Here is a 16,846-nt window from a genome sequence, read left to right as displayed (position 1 = left end):
TCATTGAGATAGTCCGCTCTTGGGACCTGGGACGATCGGCCCGGCCGACACCCAGCCATAAATCTCATGCCGGCTAGTTTGCCTGCCGTAGCCGGTCACTCAAGGACCGGCCAAAGGCCGATCCGCCGCGGCGGCCCTCCGGACCCCCAGCGGCCGGCCGAGGGGTCCCCTGTCGAAGGGTGAACGCCACCAACCCAAAGCCGGAATTCCTTGACTCCCGCCGGTATCTATGTTCTTGTTTTGTTCATGTTCGACACGGAGGCGATCCCTGAGACTGCGCCGACCGATCCCGTCGCGGATCGGGCCGAGCGGCATGGGCGCGTCCTGCAGGAGCTCACCGACCTCGGCATGAACCTGGCCCGCGCGGTGAGCGCCCAGGCCGCCGACGCCGATCCGGCCACCGCCCATGCCCTGGCGCTCGATTTCGCCCGCATCGCCAGAGCCGTGCGCCAGACCGTGGCCCTGGAGGCCAAGCTCGCCGACGACCGGCAGACGTCCCTCGCCGAGCGCGCCCAGCATCGCCAACGCGAGGCCGACGCCCAGGCCCGACGCCGCCGGACCCGCATCGAGTCCCTGGTGGAGCGCGCCATCGACGCCGAAGCCTCCGGCTCGGAGGCCGACAACCTCTACGAAGACCTCCGCGAACGCCTGGAAGACGCCGACGACCTGGCCGGCTTCCACGACCGCCCCCTCCCCGAGATCGTCGCCCTCATCTGCAAGCACCTCGGCGTCACCCCGCCCCTGGTCCTTTGGAACGACGCGGACTGGGGGATCGAGAGCGAGGCGGCGCCTCCGGAAGCCGTGGAGGGCGCGGTCGGGCGACCGATTTCTGAGCCCTTCGAGGCGCCCTTACCCGACCCCTAATTTCCGCTCATCCCCGCGAAAGCGGGGACCCAGGCTTTTTTCGTTGATGAGCTTCTACGTCTACATCCTGGCGAGCCAGAGGAACGGGACCCTCTACATCGGCCACACCGACAGCATCAGCCGTCGAATGTTGGAGCATCGCGAAGGCGCCACGCCCGGCTTCACCGCCAAGTACCGGGTAAAGCGGCTTGTCTATTACGAGGTGTTCGAGGGCCGAAACGGAGCGTTCGTGCGCGAACGCGCGATGAAGAAATGGCGGCGACTCTGGAAGCTCGAACTGATCGAACGGTTCAATCCAAGCTGGAGAGACCTGTTCGAGGAACTGCCGCTCGAATGAACGAAAAAAGCCTGGGTCCCCGCTTTCGCGGGGATGAGCGGAGGGGGACGGTTCGCGCGCCCCAACCGCAGGCCGATCCTTGACGGACCTGCCCAGGCAGGCTCGCATCCCGCGTGCGATTTAAGCCGCGGACGCATCTGAGGATGCCAGGCGTTGCGTTGGAGGAACCGCCCATGCTGCTCTCGGATCTGAAGGTCGTGGAGTGGTCCACCTGGGTCGCGGGGCCGGGGTGCGCGGCGGTGATGGCCGACTGGGGCGCCAAGGTGATCAAGGTCGAGGCCGCCGCGGGCGACGCCACGCGGACCTTCTGGCCGGACACCGCCGAGAGCCCCGGCAATCCGATCTTCTCCAACGAGAACCGCGGCAAGCGCGGCGTCGTGCTGGACGTTGGAAAGCCGCAAGGCCGCGCGGCGCTGATCGCCATCCTCAAGGACGCCGACGTCTTCGTGACCAACGTGCGGCCGGGCGCGCTGAAGCGGGCGCGGCTGGACTATGACAGCCTGAAGGCCGAGCTGCCGCGGCTGATCTACGCCAACGTCACCGGCTACGGCCTCACCGGGCCAGAGGCCGACACGCCTGCCTTCGACCTGACCGGGTTCTGGACGCGCAGCGGCGTGGCCGCCGCGACCATCCCGCCGGACCAGGAGCCGTTCACCTGCCGCCCGGGGTTCGGCGACCACGTGACGGCGCTGGCGACGCTGTCGGGCGTGCTGGCCGCGGTGCACGAGCGCGACCGGACCGGCGTCGGGCGGCAGGTGGAGACGTCGCTGATCCGCGCCGGCTGCTATGCGCTGGGCTGGGACTATGCGGTCCACCTGCGCTACGGCCAGGCGGTGACCGCTCAGCCGCGCCACGATCGGCCGGGTGCGCTCGGCGGCTTCTTCCGGACCAAGGACGAGCGCTGGTTCTGCATGGCGCCGCGCGGACCGCGCGACTTCCCGGCCGTGATGAGCGCCATCGGCCGGTCGGACTACGTCACCGACCCGCGCTGCACGCCGCCGATCACCGACCTGGAGGTGGTGCGCGAGATCCGCGCCGTGCTGGACGCCGCCTTCGCCGGGATGACGCTGGCCGAGGCCGGGGCGATGCTGACCGGCGTGGACGTGATCTGGGCGCCCATGGCGACGCTCTCCGACGTGGTCGCCGACCCCACCGCGCACGAGGCCGGCTGCTTCGTCGAGACGCCCGACGGCTGGGGCGGCAGCTTCAGGGCGCCCGCCGCGCCGGTGCGCTTCCCGGCCACGCCCACCGGCCCGGCCGGTCCCGCGCCCAGGCTCGGCGAGCACACCCGCGAAGTGCTGGCCGAGGCGGGCTACGACCCGGCGGCCGTGGAGGCGCTGATCGCAGGCGGCGCGGCTACCTAGCCCGCCGGTCGTCGCGCAGGATCATGCCGCCGATCCAGCTGGAGATGCCGGTGATGATCGCAGCCAGAACGCCCGCGACCAGGCTGTGCACGTGGAAGCCGGGAACCACCAGCGACACCAGGCCGATCATCGCGGCGTTCACGATCAGCAGGAACAGGCCCAGGGTCACGATCGTGAGCGGCAGGGTGAGGATCACCACCACCGGCCGGACGAAGGCGTTGACCACGCCCAGCAGCACGGCGGCCAGGATCAGCGCGGTGGTGTCGCGTACAGTGATGCCGCCGTGCAGGAGCCTGGAGGCGACCCACAGGCCCAGTGCGCCGAAGATCACGCGGACGATGAATTTGGCGAACATGCGGTCTCCCACGGGCGCGTCGAAGCTTTGCTACTAGAGCGCGTCCCGGCAGCGTAGGAAAGGGTTTCGGCGGCGACATGCTGGGGGCGCATTTTGGCCTCAGCGGGGCGGTCAAGCTGCGGCGTCCAGTGAACAAGGGTTTCAGATGATCAAACGCTTCCTCGTGCCGGCGCTCCTGCTGACCCTGGCCGCGTGCGCGTCGGATCATCCCCGGGGTCACGGTCCGGGCGGCCGCGGCGGGCCCGGCGGCCCCGGCGGACCGCCGCGCGTTCGCCTGTTCATCAGCCCGTCCGGCGAGCCCTTCCGTGGCGAGGACGGCCTGGGCCACTGGCTCGCCCAGGCCGATGCCGACCATGACGGCGCGGTGACGCTCGCCGAGTTCCGCGCCGACGCGCAGCATTCCTTCAAGTTCCTCGACACCAACGGCGACGGGGTCATCGACGGGTTCGAGCTGCAGCACTACGAGCGCGACATCGTCCCTGAGATCGGCGTCATGACCTTCGATGAACGTCCCACCCCCGCCGCCCGCCCCTCCGGGGGCGGTGGACGCGGCGGCGGTGGCGGCGGCCGCGGTGGTCGCGGCGGTGGCGGAATGGGTGGCGGGGGAGGCCGCGGCGGCGGACAGGGCGGCGGCTCAGGCTCCGACAACAGCTCCAGCGCCCAGGCGCAGCAGACCACGAAGGCCCCGGCCGCCGGCCGCGAGGGCGCGGCGCGGTATTCCCTGATCAACGAGCCGGAGCCGATCTCGGCGGCGGACGCCAACCTCGACGGCAAGGTGACGCTCGCGGAATGGATGGCGATCACCGACCGGCGCTTCGCCCGGCTGGACCACGACAAGTCGGGACGCCTGACGAAGGACAACCTGCTGCACCTGCAGCCCAAGCCGCCGAAGGACGCGCCGAAGGCGCCCTGACGCTCAACCCGCCGTGACGGCCTCGACCGTGGGCACGGTCTCGGACAGCCGTCCGCCGATGCGGATCGGCTCCACGCGGCGGGCGAGGCCGGTGGCGTTGTCGGTCTCGACAAAGACGCCGCAGACCGTGGCCGGGCCCTCGGCGGGCTTGTAGCGGCCGCCGGAGATGCGGGTGGTGAAGCGCCTGAGCGGCTCTTCCTTCTGGTTGCCGATCACGCTGTCGTAGTCGGCGCAGGCGCCGGCGTCGGTCTGGTAGGCGGTGCCGCCGGTGAGGATCTGGCAGTCGGCGGTCGGCACATGGGTGTGGGTGCCCACGACCAGGCTGGCGCGGCCGTCGCAGAAGTGGCCCATGGCCATCTTCTCGGAGGTGGCCTCGGCGTGCATGTCGACCACGATGGCGTCGGCGACGGCCCCCAGCGGGCAGGCCTCAAGCTCCTTGTCGACCGCCGCGAAGGGGTCGTCGAGGCTGTCCATGTGCACCCGGCCCAGCAGGTTGATCACCAGGATCTGCCGGCCGCCCTGGGTTTCGAACAGCTGGGCGCCTCGGCCCGGCGCATCGGAGAAGGCGGAATAGTTCAGCGGCCGGATCAGCCGGGGCTCGCGCACGATGTAGGTCAGCGCCTCCTTCTGGTCCCAGGAGTGGTTGCCCAGCGTCAGCGCGTCGGCGCCGGCGTCGAACAGCTCGCGGGCCGTGGACTCGGTGATGCCGAACCCGGCGGCGGCGTTCTCGGCGTTGACGATCACGAACTCCAAGCCCAGCCGTTTGCGCAGGCCCGGCAGGTGATCGGCCAAGCCTTCGCGGCCCGAGCGCCCGACGACGTCTCCAAAGAAGGCAAATCTCATCGGCTCTCTCTAACGACTTCCCGCCCCAACGTCTCTATCGGGCGACTTCCATGAACTCCGTCTCCGTCAGGATGGCGTCGAGCCGTTGGTCGTGAGGATCCATCGGCACGGCCTCCACCTCCTGGCCGGAGAACGCCAGGCCAAGGACGAAAACCGGCCGCACCGCGCGAAGGTTCGCCAGCGTCCGGTCATAGTGGCCTGCGCCCTGTCCCAGCCGCCCGCCCTTTCGGTCGAAGCCGAGCAGTGGGGTGATGACGAGGTTGGGCTCCACATCGGGGGCCGAGGCGGGTGGCGCGGGGATGCCAAAGGCGTCCGGCGCCAGCACATCCTGCGCCCGCCAGAGGCGGAACTTCAGCGGCGAGTCGCGGTCGACGGCTACCGGCAGGGCGGCCTTCGCGTGGCCGGCGTTGAACTCCAGGATCGCCCGCAGGATCGGCGTCGGATCGACCTCGGACCCCATCGGGCAATAGGCGCCGACGACACTGAAGCGGCTGAACCGCGAGAGCGGCAGGCGGCGCGCCGCGCGCTCGGCGACGTCAGGGACCTGGTCGGCCAGCCGCCGGCGCAGGGCCCGCAGCCGCACACGCAGCGCGGACTTGTCGAGAAGCTCGGTCACCGGGCGATCTTACGGGAAAGGGTGGCGGCGCCGCGAGAGCCGTGAAGGACTGTTTCATTCCCTCGACCTGGTAGACCAGGTGGGCGCCGTATGCCCGGGACCACGATCCCGGCCAGGGACAGCTCCCTATGAGTGAATTAAGGTCGCTGGAATATGTCGCCTTCGACGTGGGCCGCAGCTGACCCGCCGCTTACCAAGGTAGTGCGTCGCGGCGTGGTTCTCAAGCGAAGCCGCCTCAGCCCTCTTCGCCGCCCAGCTTCTCGATGCGCTTGGCGGCGGTTTCCAGGGCGGCGACGGCGCGGTTTTCCAGGCGGCTGCGGTCGGTCTGCAGGCGTCCCACCTCGGACTGCAAAGCGGCCAGCCGCGTGCGGGCGTCGGCGAGCTCGTCGGCCAGCAGGAGGGCTCCCATCAGGAACAGCCGGGTGTCGCCGAGCTGACCCATGTCCTGGCTGACCTGCCGCACTTGGTGGTCGAACATCCTGGCGAGCTCGAGGAGGTGGGCCTCCTGGCCGTCCTCGCATCCCACCGCATAGGGCCGGCCGTTCACCTCGACGCTCAGCTGGGCCATGGATCAGTGCTCCGCTGAGGAAGAGGGGGGCGGCGCGCCGCCGTTCAGGGCGGCGCGGATTTCCACGATCGCCCGGCCGAGCGCCGCTGAGGCCTCGGCGCCGGCCGCCTCCAGTTCACGTTCGCGGGCGCGGGCCTCGTCCAGCTCGGCCGCCAGGTTGGCGCGGTCCTGGTCGAACAGGCCGCCAGCTTCTGCGCCCGCGGTCTTCAGCCGCTGGGCGAGCCGCTGCTCCAGCACGTTCACCGCCTGCTCCAGCCGCCGGGCCGCCAGGTCCAGGGCGCTTTCGCCGCTCATCGCCGTCCTCCCGAAAAGGCTCCAGCCTGTCCATCTATAGACCTGCGTCGGCGTGCTTCGGAAGCATGCCCTTTTCTTGACCCCTGCCCGCCCGCGTGCGACCCCGCGCGGCAAGCCTCAACCCCGCCACTCCAGGATCTCGATGCCCGCGCCTCTCCAGACCATGGCCGACGCCGTCCGCGTGCTTTCCATGGACGCGGTCCACCGCGCCAAGTCCGGGCACCAGGGCATGCCGATGGGCATGGCCGACGTGGCCACGGTGCTGTTCACGAAATTCCTGAAGTACGACGCCGCCCGGCCGGACTGGGCCGACCGCGACCGCTTCGTGCTCTCCGCCGGCCACGGCTCGATGCTGCTCTACAGCCTTCTTCACCTGACCGGGGTGAAGGCGGTGAGCATGCAGCAGATCAAGAACTTCCGGCAGCTCGGCTCCAACACGCCCGGTCACCCCGAGTACGGCCATACCCCCGGCGTCGAAACCACCACCGGGCCGCTGGGCCAGGGCCTCGCCACCGCGGTCGGCATGGCCATGGCCGAGCGCCACGTGAACGCCCGCTTCGGCGATGAGCTGGTCGACCACCGCACCTGGGTGATCGCTGGCGACGGCTGCCTGATGGAGGGCGTCAGCCACGAGGCCATCAGCCTGGCCGGCCGCTTCAGGCTCTCCAGGCTGACCGTGCTGTTCGACGACAACAACACCACCATCGACGGCGAGGCGACCATCGCCGAGACCGGCGACCAACTGGCGCGCTTCAAGGCCGCCGGCTGGGCGGTGAAGGCGGTCGACGGCCACGACCACGCAAAGATCGGCGCGGCCATGCGCTGGGCGACCCGGCAGGACCGCCCGACGATGATCGCCTGCAAGACCAGCATCTCCAAGGGCGCCGGGGACAAGGAAGGCGACCCGCACAGCCACGGCTACACCCTGTTCGACGACGAGATCGCCGCCTCGCGCAGGGCCATGGCCTGGGGCCACGAGCCGTTCACCGTTCCCGAAGACGCGCTGAAGCCCTGGCGCGCGGCCGGCCGCCGGGGCGCGCGGGTCCGGAAGGCCTGGGAGGCGGCGCTGGCCGCCTCGCCGCAGCGAGCCGAGTTCGAGCGCGCCATGGCCGGCGACCTGCCGCCCGGCGCCTTCGAAGCCGTCGATGCCCACATCGCAAGGTGCGAGGCGGAGAAGCCCGCCGCCGCCACCCGCCAGCATTCCGGCGCGGCGCTGGAGAAGCTGATCCCGGCCATCCCCGAGATGGTCGGCGGCTCGGCCGACCTGACCGGCTCCAACAACACCATCGTCAAGGGCATGGGGACCTTCGACTACCCCGACTACGCCGGCCGCTACATCCACTACGGCGTGCGCGAATTCGGCATGGCGGCGGCGATGAACGGCATGGCCCTGCACGGCGGGGTGATCCCCTATTCCGGGACCTTCCTGGTGTTCTCCGACTACAGCCGCCCGGCGATCCGGCTGGGGGCGCTGATGGGTGTCCGCGTCATCCACGTGATGACCCACGACTCCATCGGCCTTGGCGAGGACGGGCCGACCCACCAGCCGGTGGAGCACCTGGCGTCCCTGCGGGCGATGCCCAACCTCAACGTCTTCCGGCCGGCCGACGCGGTGGAGACGGCCGAGTGCTGGAAGCTGGCGCTGGAGGCCAAGAAGACGCCATCGCTGATGGCGCTCTCCCGCCAGAAGGTCCCGCCGGTGCGCACGGTCGTCGCCGGCGAGAACCTCTCGGCGCGCGGGGCCTATCAACTCGCCGGATCGGGCCACCCGGCCCAGGTCACGATCTTCGCTTCCGGCTCGGAGGTCGGCGTCGCCATGGCCGCCCGCGACCTGCTGGAGGCCGAGGGCATCGGCGCCCGGGTGGTCTCGACTCCCTGCTGGGAGCTGTTTGCGGCGCAGCCCACCGACTACCAGGCCGCGGTGATCGGCGAGACCGACGTGCGCGTCGCCGTCGAGGCCGGCGTGCGGACGGGCTGGGAGCGGTTCATCGGCGAGGACGGGGTCTTTGTCGGCATGGAGGGCTTCGGCGCCAGCGCGCCGTTCGAGGTGCTCTACAAGCATTTCGGCATCACTGCCGAGGCGGTCGCGGCAGCGGCGAGGGCCAAGCTCTAGATGGCGGCCCGGTGAAGCCGGCGGCGGGCTAGCGGCGTCGCCCCGCGGGGCCTAGCATTCCTCAAACACCGTTTTGGGAGGGATCGTCATGCGCCGCCTGTTCGCCGCCAGCGCCATCGCCATCGTCACCGCCGCCACGGCGCTCGCCGCCGTCGCCGCCGAGGCGCCGCTCATCGAACGCGCCAAGCTGTTCGGCAATCCGAGCCGCGCCGCCGGCCGCATCAGCCCGGACGGCAAGTGGCTGTCCTGGCTCGCCCCGCGCGACGGCATGATGAACATCTGGGTCGCGCCGACCGCCGACCCGACCAAGGCGCGGCCGCTGACCGCCGAGAAGGTGCGGCCGATCCGGCAGTATTTCTGGTCGCCTGACGCCTCCACGATCCTGTTCATCAACGACAAGGGCGGCGACGAGAACTTCCTGCTCTACGGCGTCGACGTCGCGAGCGGGGTGCAGAAGTCGCTGACACCTTTCGAAAAGACCCGCGTCCAGGTCTTCGGCCTGAGCCGGCATGTGAAGGACCGCATCCTGGTGGGCCTGAACAATCGCGACGCCCATTGGCACGATGTCTACAGCCTCGACCTCAAGACCGGCCAACTCACGCTCGTTCTGAAGAACGACGGCTTCGGCGGCTTCGGCGTGGACGAGCAACTGCGCCTGCGCACCGCCAGCAAGCCGCGGCCCGACGGCGGCGTCGACATCTACCGGGTCGAGAACAACCAGGTCGCAGCCAAGCCGGAGGAAACCATCGGCTTCGAGGACTCCTCCGATACCGCGCCGGTGGGCTACACGGTCGACGGGGCCATCCGCTATTGGGTCGACAGCCGCGGCCGCGACACCTCCGCCTTGATCGCGCAGGACACGCACACCAACAAGCGCACCGTCATCGCCGAGGATTCCCGAGCCGATATCACCGAGGCGATGGAAAACCCGATCACCGGTCGCGTCGACGCCTATGGCGTCAACTACCTGAAGACCGAGTGGACGCCGCTCGACGCCGCCATCAAGCCCGACCTCGCCTTCCTGAAGAGCCACCTGAAAGGCCAGGTGAGCGTCACCTCACGCACCGACGCCGACGACCTCTGGACCGTGGCCGCCGATCCGGTCAGCGGCCCGGCCACCACCTACCTCTACGACCGCAAGGCCAAGCGCCTCACCAAGCTCTTCGTCAACCGTCCGGAGCTGGAGTCGGCGACGCTCGCGGGCATGCATCCCGTGGCGATCAAGACCCGCGACGGCCTGACTGAGGTCTCCTACCTGACGCTTCCGCCGGGCAGCGACGCCAACGGCGACGGCGTCCCGGATCATCCCGTGCCCATGGTGCTGCTGGTGCACGGTGGCCCCTGGGGGCGCGACGAGTATGGCTACAACGGCCTGCACCAGTGGCTCGCCAACCGCGGCTACGCCGTGCTGTCGCCGAACTACCGGGCCTCCACCGGCTTCGGGAAGACGTACCTGGCCGCCGGCAACCTGCAGTGGGGCCTGAAGATGCACGACGACCTGGTCGACGCGGTCGACTGGGCCGTGAAAAAGGGCGTCACCAGCCGCGACAAGGTGGCGATCATGGGCGGCTCCTATGGGGGCTACGCCACGCTGGCGGGCATGACCTTCACGCCCGACCGCTTCGCCTGCGGCGTCGACATCGTCGGGCCCTCGAACCTCAACACCCTGCTGGAGAGCGTGCCGGCCTATTGGATCGCGGGGCGGGAACAGATGTACCGGCGCATGGGGGACCCCAGGACGCCCGCCGGCCAGGCGGTCCTCAAGGCCGCCTCGCCGCTGTTCAAGGCCGACGCCATCAAGCGGCCGCTGCTGATCGGCCAGGGCGCCAACGACCCGCGGGTCAACCAGCGCGAGGCCAGCCAGATCGTGGCGGCCATGAAGGCCAAGAACATCCCGGTGACCTACATTCTGTTCCCCGACGAGGGACACGGCTTCGCCCGGCCGGAAAACAACATCGCCTTCTACGCCATCACCGAGCAGTTCCTGGGCAAGTGCCTGGGCGGCCGTGCGGAGGCCTACGGCAAGGCCTTCGCCGGCTCGTCGATCACCTCGCCCTACGGCGCCGAGTTCGCGCCGGGCCTGCAGGCGGCGCTGGCCGATCACAGCCCGAGCGGGGGCGGGAAATAGCCCTTTATCCCTCCTCTTTAGGGGAGGGTGGATCGCGCCGCAGGCGCGAGACGGGTGGGGATGTGTGGGCCAAGCTGAGAGCCTGACGCTTGAACGCGACTCCCCCACCCTGGCCGGCTTCGCCGGCCTGTCCCTCCCCTAAAGAGGAGGGATGAGGGTTGACTTGGCCGCCCCCCACCTCAAAAACGCGCGCACTTCATTGAGGAGACCCCGCCCATGACCGTCCGCGTCGCCATCAACGGTTTTGGCCGCATCGGCAGGCTGGTGCTGCGCTCGATCGTCGAGCACGGGCGGCGCGACATCGAGGTGGTGGCGATCAACGACCTGGGCCCGGTGGAGACCAACGCCCACCTGCTTCGCTACGACAGCGTGCACGGCCGCTTCCCCGGAACCGTCACCACCGGCGAGGACTGGATCGACGCGGGCCTCGGGAAGATGAAGGTCACGGCGATCCGCGACCCCAAGGAGCTTCCGCACGCCGCCCTCAACGTCGACATCGCGCTCGAGTGCACGGGCCTCTTCACCTCCAGGGACAAGGCCTCGGCCCACCTCAGCGCCGGCGCCAAGCGGGTGATCATCTCGGCCCCGGCCGACGGCGTCGACAAGACCATCGTCTACGGCGTGAACCACCAGACCCTCACCGCCGACGACCTGGTGATCTCCAACGCGTCCTGCACCACCAACTGCCTGGCGCCGGTGGCCCACGTGCTGCAGGAGTTCTGCGGCATCGAGCGTGGCTACATGACCACGATCCACTCCTACACCGGCGACCAGCCGACGCTGGACACCCTGCACAAGGACCTCTACCGCGCCCGCGCCGCGGCCATGTCGATGATCCCGACCTCGAATGGCGCCGCCAAGGCGCTGGGCCTGGTGATCCCGTCGCTGGCCGGCAAGCTCGACGGCTCCTCGATCCGCGTGCCGACGCCGAACGTCTCGGTGGTGGACCTGAACTTCGTGCCGAGCCGCAAGGTGACGGTGGAAGAGATCAACGCCGCCTTTGAAGCCGCCGCGGCCAACGGCCCGCTGAAGGGCATCCTGGCGGTGACCAAGGACCCGCTGGTCTCCCACGACTTCAACCACATCCCCGCGTCCTCCACCGTAGCCTTGCCGCAGACCCAGATGGTCGACGGCGGGCTGGGCCGGGTGCTCTCGTGGTACGACAACGAGTGGGCCTTCTCGACGCGGATGAGCGACGTGGCCGTCGCCATGGCGAAGCTGATCTGATCGGCGGCTGATGGCTTTCCAGACGCTCGACCAGGCGGACCTACAAGGCAAGCGGGCCCTGGTCCGCGTGGACTTCAACGTTCCCCTAAGTCGTGAAGAAGGCGAAGACGGCAAGGTCAGCGACGACACCCGCCTGCGCGCCGCCATCCCGACGATCGACAAGCTGCGCAAGGGCGGGGCGAAGGTGATCCTGCTCTCCCACTTCGACCGGCCGAAGGGCAAGGTCGTCCCGAGGATGAGCCTGAAGCCCATCGCCGCCGCGCTGGAGACGGTGCTGGGTCTGCCGGTGGCCTTCGCCTCCGACTGCATCGGCCCGGTAGCGCGCGCCGCGGTGGGCGCCATGCAGCCGGGCGATGTGCTGCTGCTGGAGAACCTCCGCTTCCACCCCGGGGAAGAGGCCAACGACCCGAAGTTCGCCGACGCGTTGGCCGCCAATGGCGACATCTACGTCAACGACGCCTTCTCCACCGCCCACCGGGCCCACGCTTCCACCGAGGCCCTCGCTCGCCGCCTGCCGGCCTATGCGGGCGAGCAGATGCGGCTGGAGCTCGACGCGCTCGACCGGGCGCTCGGCCATCCGGAACGGCCGGTGATGGGCATCGTCGGCGGCTCGAAGGTCTCCACCAAGCTCGACCTGCTGCGCCATCTGGTGACCAAGCTCGACAAGCTGGCCATCGGCGGCGGCATGGCCAACACCTTCCTCTACGCCCAGGGCCACGACGTCGGCGCCTCCTATTGCGAGAAGGACCTGGCCGAGACTGCGCGCGACGTCATCCGCCTGGCGGGCCAGAACAACTGCAAGCTGTTCCTGCCGCTGGACATCGTCGTCGCGGAGAAAATGGCCCCCGGCGCGCCGGCCCGGGTGCGTGACGTGGGCTCCATCGACGAGGACGAACGCATCCTCGACGCGGGGCCGGAGACCATCGAGCGCCTGTGCCGCGCCATGGCCAATTCCAAGACCCTGATCTGGAACGGCCCGCTCGGCGTCTTCGAGATGAAACCCTTCGACAGGGGAACCGTTGAAGCTGCGCGATACGCAGCCAGGCTGGTCCGCGAAGGCAAGTTGGTGGCGGTGGCTGGCGGCGGTGATACGGTTGCGGCCCTGAACGTGGCCGGCGTCGTCGACGATTTCACCTTCGTCTCGACGGCGGGCGGCGCGTTTCTTGAATGGATGGAGGGCAAAACGCTGCCCGGCGTGGCGGCCCTCCTAAATTGATACAGATGGCCCGATAGAGAACGGTAGAGACGATGGCCCGGATCACCCTGAGACAGCTTCTCGATCACGCTGCCGAGCACAGCTATGGCGTGCCGGCCTTCAACATCAACAACATGGAACAGGGGCTGGCGATCATGGAGGCCGCCGCCGCGGTGGACGCGCCGGTGATCATCCAGGCCAGCCGCGGCGCCCGCGCCTACGCCAACGACATCGTGCTCAAGGGGCTGATCGACTCCCTGTGCGAGCTCTATCCGGACATCCCGGTCTGCATGCACCAGGACCACGGGAACAACGAGGCGACCTGCGCCACCGCCATCCAGTACGGCTTCACCAGCGTGATGATGGACGGCTCGCTGAAGGCCGACGGCAAGACGCCGGCGGACTACGACTACAACGCCCGCGTCACCAAGACCGTCTGCAACATGGCCCACTGGGTGGGCGCCAGCGTCGAGGGCGAACTCGGCGTGCTGGGCAGCCTCGAGACCGGCATGGGCGAGAAGGAGGACGGCCACGGCTTCGAGGGCAAGCTCGGCCACGACCAGCTGCTGACCGACCCCGACCAGGCCGTCGAGTTCGTGAAGACCACCCAGGTCGACGCCCTGGCCATCGCCATGGGCACCAGCCACGGCGCCTACAAGTTCACGCGGCGGCCGGACGGCGACGTGCTGGCGATGAACGTGATCGAGGAGATCCACCGACGCCTGCCCAACACCCACCTGGTCATGCACGGCTCCTCCTCGGTGCCGCAGGACCTGCAGGACGTGATCAACAGGTACGGCGGCGAGATGCCCCAGACCTGGGGCGTGCCGGTGGAAGAGATCCAGCGCGGCATCAAGCACGGCGTGCGCAAGATCAACATCGACACCGACAACCGCATGGCGATGACCGGCGCGATCCGGAAGGTGTTCGCCGAGAACCCCGGCGAGTTCGATCCGCGCAAGTACCTGAAGCCCGCCATGGATGCGATGCGCGCGGTCTGCAAGCAGCGCTTCGAGGAGTTCGGGACCGCGGGCTGGGCCGGCAAGATCAAGCCGATCCCCATGTCGGTCATGGCCAAGCGCTACGCCGCGGGCGAATTGGCGCCCAAGATCGGCATCACCCGCCACGCGGCCGAATAGGCCTCAGGCAGACTGGAACTTCTGCGCCCGCCAGCGGCTTGGTTGGGCATGCAAAGGCATCTGCTCTTCCTTGGCCTGACCTTCCTCGGCCTCGCGGGGTTCTCGTTGCTGGCCGGCTGGGCGTTCTTCTCAGGCTCCAACCTGAGCGAAGCCTGGCGCACCCTGGGCGCGGTCTGGCCCTACCTGCTGGGCGCGGGCGTCATTACCGCAGCCTTCGCCGGCCTGTTCATGTGGCTGGCCTTCTACTCCGCCAACAATGGCTACGACGACCGCGTCGACCCTGAGGGGCACTAGCGCTTGCAGGCGGATCGGGAACCGATCCGACGTCCGCGAAGTGCGCTAGTTTTCTTGTAGGCGCGCGCCCGGACGCAAAGGCTTTCGCCTTTTGCTGTGCGCGCTTACGCCCCGATCGGGTTTCCCCGCATCTCCTTCACGAACAGCAGGCCGACCACGAAGGTCACCGCGGCGATGATCACCGGGTACCAGAGGCCGTAGTAGATATTGCCCGTCGCCGCGACCATGGCGAAGGCGGTGGTCGGCAGGAAGCCGCCGAACCAGCCGTTGCCGACGTGGTAGGGCAGCGACATCGAGGTGTAGCGGATGCGCGCCGGGAACATCTCCACCAGCGCCGCGGCGATCGGGCCGTAGACCATGGTCACATAGAGGACCAGCAGCCACAGCAGAGCCACGACCAGCGGCTTGTTCATCCGGGCGGGATCGGCCTTAGCGGGATAGCCCGCGGTCTTCAGCGCGGCCCCAAGGGTCTTGGTCCAGGCGGCCTTCTGGCTCTTGAGCTCCGCGGCCGACAGCGCCCCGCCCTGGAAGCTCGGGATCGACACGGCGCCGATGCGGACCACCGCCACCGAGCCGGCCGGCGCGGCCTGGTTGGCGTAGCTGACCCCGGCGTTGGCCAGCGCCGACTTGGCCAAGTCGCAGGACGAGGCGAAGGACTTCTTGCCCACCGGATCGAACTGGAAGGCGCAGTCGGCCGGGTCGGCGACGACGGTCACCGGCGCCGCAGCGCTGGCGGCGGCGAGCTGCGGATTGGCTGCGGCGGTCAGGGCCTTGAAGATCGGGAAATAGGTCAGCACCGCGGCCAGGCAGCCCGCCAGGATGATCGGCTTGCGGCCGATCTTGTCGGAGAGCCAGCCGAAGACGACGAAGAACGGCGTGCCGAGCAGCAGCGCGACGGCGACCAGGCCGTTGGTCAAGAGCCCGTCGACCTTCAGCATCTTTTCCAGGAAGAACAGCGCGTAGAACTGGCCGGTGTACCAGACCACCGCCTGGCCGGCGGTGAGGCCCGCGAGCGCCAGTAGCACCAGCTTCAGGTTGGGCCAGCGGGCGAAGCTCTCGGTGAGCGGCGCCTTCGACGTGCTCCCCTCGGCGACCATCTTCTGGAACACCGGGCTCTCGTTGAGGCGCAGGCGAATCCACAGCGAGACCACCAGCAGCGCCGCCGAGGCCAGGAACGGCACGCGCCAGCCCCAGGCCTTGAAGGCGTCCTCGCCGAGCCGCGTGCGCACCAGGATGATCACGATCAGGCTCAGGAACAGGCCGAAGGTGGCCGTGGTCTGGATCCAGCTGGTGTACAGCCCGCGCTTGCCCGCCGGCGCGTGCTCGGCGACGTAGGTGGCCGCCCCGCCGTACTCGCCGCCCAGCGCCAGCCCCTGGATCAGCCGCATGACGATCAGGCCGACCGGCGCGGCCGCTCCGATCTTGTCGTAGCCGGGCAGCAGGCCCACCACGAAGGTCGAGACCCCCATCAGCAGCATGGTGACGAGGAAGGTGTTCTTGCGTCCCCACAGGTCGCCCAGCCGTCCGAACACCAGCGCCCCGAAGGGCCGGACCGCGAAGCCCGCGGCGAAGGCCAGCAGCGCGAAGATGTAGCCGGTGGTGGCGTTGACCCCGGAGAAGAAGTGCTCGGTGATGAAGGTGGCGAGCGAGCCGTAGAGGTAGAAGTCGTACCACTCGAAGACCGTCCCGGCCGACGCGCCGGCGATCACCAGCCGGTCCGACCCCCGCGCCGGCGCCTCGGCGCCCGCTGCTGCCGCCACCATCGTTCCGCTCCCACGACCCTCGTTCTTGGGGCCGAGCCTAGGGCGGTGTTGGCGGTTGGAGCAATGGGGAAGCCGGATGCGTCTTCCCCCCGGGTACGGGGGAAGTGGCCTGACAGCCGCAGGCTGGAGGGTCGATGGGGGAAGTCGAAGAATACCTCCCCCATTGTCGCCCGGCTTCGCCATTGGCGACATTTCCCCCGTACCGGGGGAAGACAGAAACCCTAGTGCACGGTCCGGACCTCGGGGGTCCTCCGCCAGAGCTCTTCGCTGAGCACGTTGGCGAAGCCGATCCAGCCCACGTAGGGGGCGACGAGGTTGGCCGCCGGCGGATCGACCTGGCGGGCCCGCCAGACGTAGGCGCCGGCTGTGCCCAGCGAGGCGATGGCGGCGGCGAGCTGGCCGCCCAGGCGCTTTGGCCCCAGCGCCATCCAGACGGCGTTCAGCGCCTGCACCGTGCCCCACAGCGTCAGGGCCTGGGTGCGGGCCGCGCTCTTCGGCGCGTTCCAGATGCGCAGGCCCGACAGCGTCAGCGCCATGAACAGCGGCGGCCAGAGTGTGGCGAACACCTTCGACGGCGGCTTGCCCTCCGGCTGAACGCTCTCTTCGTAGTCGGAATAGACCTCGTAGTTGTCCTCGGCCGGCGCATTCATCCGCGCCACCAGCGCCGAGACCGCCACCGCGCCCACCGTCAGGCCCAGCCCGATCAGGATGTGCTGCGTGGAGCGTCCACGGCTGTTGGCGAGGCTGTCGACAGCCCCGCGGACAGGATTTGCTGGCATGGATCGGCTTCCCACGGTCTCGCTACCTCACGAAATCCCCAGGCGCCACCTCGA

The 16,846-nt window shown here is 69.3% G+C and carries 17 protein-coding genes and 1 other RNA gene; 10 read left to right on the top strand and 8 right to left on the bottom strand.

Annotated elements, in window-relative coordinates:
* Positions 1-246 precede the first annotated feature (246 nt).
* The 3 genes from JWP28_RS03990 (at position 247) to JWP28_RS03980 (ending at position 2,565) form a co-directional block, all read left to right on the top strand.
* Positions 247-864 carry a hypothetical protein gene (locus tag JWP28_RS03990; RefSeq protein ID WP_299540200.1) on the top strand — a complete coding sequence of 206 codons (618 nt, stop codon included), beginning with the start codon at positions 247-249 and terminating at the stop codon, positions 862-864.
* Positions 865-910: 46 nt separating this feature from the next.
* Entirely contained in the window at positions 911-1,201 is a 291-nt protein-coding gene (locus JWP28_RS03985) for a GIY-YIG nuclease family protein (RefSeq protein WP_299540197.1), read from the top strand.
* 173 nt (positions 1,202-1,374) lie between these two features.
* Complete coding sequence (locus JWP28_RS03980) at positions 1,375-2,565, top strand: CoA transferase (protein ID WP_299540195.1); 1,191 nt, start codon at positions 1,375-1,377, stop codon at positions 2,563-2,565.
* Here the strand turns inward: JWP28_RS03980 and JWP28_RS03975 are convergent.
* The gene (locus JWP28_RS03975; protein WP_299540192.1) at positions 2,558-2,920 is read right to left on the bottom strand and encodes a phage holin family protein; all 363 of its coding nucleotides are present in this window, start codon (positions 2,918-2,920) and stop codon (positions 2,558-2,560) included. The two genes, JWP28_RS03980 and JWP28_RS03975, sit on opposite strands and share 8 nt — an antisense overlap.
* Before the next feature lie 145 nt (positions 2,921-3,065).
* On the opposite strand from JWP28_RS03975, the gene JWP28_RS03970 reads away from it, so the two are divergent.
* Positions 3,066-3,833 carry a hypothetical protein gene (locus JWP28_RS03970; RefSeq protein ID WP_299540189.1) on the top strand — a complete coding sequence of 256 codons (768 nt, stop codon included), beginning with the start codon at positions 3,066-3,068 and terminating at the stop codon, positions 3,831-3,833.
* Positions 3,834-3,836: 3 nt separating this feature from the next.
* Here JWP28_RS03970 and JWP28_RS03965 read toward each other — a convergent pair whose 3' ends face one another.
* From JWP28_RS03965 to JWP28_RS03945, 5 genes are all read right to left on the bottom strand, one after another.
* Positions 3,837-4,676, bottom strand: a complete 840-nt coding sequence (locus JWP28_RS03965) for a TIGR00282 family metallophosphoesterase (RefSeq protein ID WP_299540187.1) — start codon at positions 4,674-4,676, stop codon at positions 3,837-3,839.
* A 34-nt stretch (positions 4,677-4,710) separates the two neighbouring features.
* The gene (locus tag JWP28_RS03960; RefSeq protein WP_299540184.1) at positions 4,711-5,292 is read right to left on the bottom strand and encodes a 5-formyltetrahydrofolate cyclo-ligase; all 582 of its coding nucleotides are present in this window, start codon (positions 5,290-5,292) and stop codon (positions 4,711-4,713) included.
* A gap of 24 nt (positions 5,293-5,316) precedes the next feature.
* Positions 5,317-5,476: non-coding RNA, 6S RNA (gene ssrS / locus JWP28_RS03955), on the bottom strand.
* Positions 5,477-5,527: 51 nt separating this feature from the next.
* Complete coding sequence (locus JWP28_RS03950; RefSeq protein ID WP_299540181.1) at positions 5,528-5,860, bottom strand: cell division protein ZapA; 333 nt, start codon at positions 5,858-5,860, stop codon at positions 5,528-5,530.
* 3 nt (positions 5,861-5,863) lie between these two features.
* The gene (locus JWP28_RS03945) at positions 5,864-6,154 is read right to left on the bottom strand and encodes a DUF4164 family protein (protein WP_299540178.1); all 291 of its coding nucleotides are present in this window, start codon (positions 6,152-6,154) and stop codon (positions 5,864-5,866) included.
* A 142-nt stretch (positions 6,155-6,296) separates the two neighbouring features.
* On the opposite strand from JWP28_RS03945, the gene tkt reads away from it, so the two are divergent.
* The 6 genes from tkt to JWP28_RS03915 all read left to right on the top strand — a co-directional run bounded on the left by tkt (position 6,297) and on the right by JWP28_RS03915 (position 14,250).
* Positions 6,297-8,267: a transketolase gene (tkt, locus tag JWP28_RS03940; protein WP_299540176.1), complete on the top strand. Its 1,971-nt coding sequence runs from the start codon at positions 6,297-6,299 to the stop codon at positions 8,265-8,267.
* An 88-nt stretch (positions 8,268-8,355) separates the two neighbouring features.
* Positions 8,356-10,395, top strand: a complete 2,040-nt coding sequence (locus JWP28_RS03935) for a S9 family peptidase (protein WP_299540173.1) — start codon at positions 8,356-8,358, stop codon at positions 10,393-10,395.
* A 216-nt stretch (positions 10,396-10,611) separates the two neighbouring features.
* Positions 10,612-11,622, top strand: a complete 1,011-nt coding sequence (gene gap, locus JWP28_RS03930) for a type I glyceraldehyde-3-phosphate dehydrogenase (protein WP_299540170.1) — start codon at positions 10,612-10,614, stop codon at positions 11,620-11,622.
* A gap of 10 nt (positions 11,623-11,632) precedes the next feature.
* Entirely contained in the window at positions 11,633-12,838 is a 1,206-nt protein-coding gene (locus JWP28_RS03925; RefSeq protein WP_299540168.1) for a phosphoglycerate kinase, read from the top strand.
* A 32-nt stretch (positions 12,839-12,870) separates the two neighbouring features.
* Entirely contained in the window at positions 12,871-13,956 is a 1,086-nt protein-coding gene (gene fba / locus JWP28_RS03920) for a class II fructose-bisphosphate aldolase (protein ID WP_299540166.1), read from the top strand.
* Between the two features lie 48 nt (positions 13,957-14,004).
* Positions 14,005-14,250 (top strand): hypothetical protein, encoded by a 246-nt coding sequence (locus JWP28_RS03915; protein WP_299540164.1) that lies wholly within the window; start codon positions 14,005-14,007, stop codon positions 14,248-14,250.
* 104 nt (positions 14,251-14,354) lie between these two features.
* Here the strand turns inward: JWP28_RS03915 and JWP28_RS03910 are convergent, their stop codons facing one another.
* The gene (locus JWP28_RS03910; protein WP_299540162.1) at positions 14,355-16,013 is read right to left on the bottom strand and encodes an MFS transporter; all 1,659 of its coding nucleotides are present in this window, start codon (positions 16,011-16,013) and stop codon (positions 14,355-14,357) included.
* A gap of 221 nt (positions 16,014-16,234) precedes the next feature.
* Positions 16,235-16,792, bottom strand: coding sequence for a TspO/MBR family protein (locus JWP28_RS03905; RefSeq protein WP_299540160.1), 558 nt, complete (start codon positions 16,790-16,792; stop codon positions 16,235-16,237).
* Between the last annotated feature and the right edge of the window lie 54 nt (positions 16,793-16,846).

Source organism: Phenylobacterium sp. (genome assembly GCF_028290885.1).
Lineage (GTDB): Bacteria > Pseudomonadota > Alphaproteobacteria > Caulobacterales > Caulobacteraceae > Phenylobacterium.
Note: the sequence above shows the minus strand (reverse complement) of the source record. Positions and strands in the feature narration are given on the sequence as shown.

Coding starts and splice junctions, on each gene's coding strand:
- JWP28_RS03945 (WP_299540178.1), bottom strand. CDS start 6,154: ATGAGCGGCGAAAGCGCCCTGGACCTGGCGGCCCGGCGGCTGGAGCAG.
- JWP28_RS03910 (WP_299540162.1), bottom strand. CDS start 16,013: ATGGTGGCGGCAGCAGCGGGCGCCGAGGCGCCGGCGCGGGGGTCGGAC.
- JWP28_RS03935 (WP_299540173.1), top strand. CDS start 8,356: ATGCGCCGCCTGTTCGCCGCCAGCGCCATCGCCATCGTCACCGCCGCC.
- JWP28_RS03905 (WP_299540160.1), bottom strand. CDS start 16,792: ATGCCAGCAAATCCTGTCCGCGGGGCTGTCGACAGCCTCGCCAACAGC.
- JWP28_RS03970 (WP_299540189.1), top strand. CDS start 3,066: ATGATCAAACGCTTCCTCGTGCCGGCGCTCCTGCTGACCCTGGCCGCG.
- JWP28_RS03950 (WP_299540181.1), bottom strand. CDS start 5,860: ATGGCCCAGCTGAGCGTCGAGGTGAACGGCCGGCCCTATGCGGTGGGA.
- gap (WP_299540170.1), top strand. CDS start 10,612: ATGACCGTCCGCGTCGCCATCAACGGTTTTGGCCGCATCGGCAGGCTG.
- JWP28_RS03965 (WP_299540187.1), bottom strand. CDS start 4,676: ATGAGATTTGCCTTCTTTGGAGACGTCGTCGGGCGCTCGGGCCGCGAA.
- tkt (WP_299540176.1), top strand. CDS start 6,297: ATGCCCGCGCCTCTCCAGACCATGGCCGACGCCGTCCGCGTGCTTTCC.
- JWP28_RS03985 (WP_299540197.1), top strand. CDS start 911: ATGAGCTTCTACGTCTACATCCTGGCGAGCCAGAGGAACGGGACCCTC.
- JWP28_RS03915 (WP_299540164.1), top strand. CDS start 14,005: ATGCAAAGGCATCTGCTCTTCCTTGGCCTGACCTTCCTCGGCCTCGCG.
- JWP28_RS03990 (WP_299540200.1), top strand. CDS start 247: ATGTTCGACACGGAGGCGATCCCTGAGACTGCGCCGACCGATCCCGTC.
- JWP28_RS03925 (WP_299540168.1), top strand. CDS start 11,633: ATGGCTTTCCAGACGCTCGACCAGGCGGACCTACAAGGCAAGCGGGCC.
- JWP28_RS03980 (WP_299540195.1), top strand. CDS start 1,375: ATGCTGCTCTCGGATCTGAAGGTCGTGGAGTGGTCCACCTGGGTCGCG.
- fba (WP_299540166.1), top strand. CDS start 12,871: ATGGCCCGGATCACCCTGAGACAGCTTCTCGATCACGCTGCCGAGCAC.
- JWP28_RS03975 (WP_299540192.1), bottom strand. CDS start 2,920: ATGTTCGCCAAATTCATCGTCCGCGTGATCTTCGGCGCACTGGGCCTG.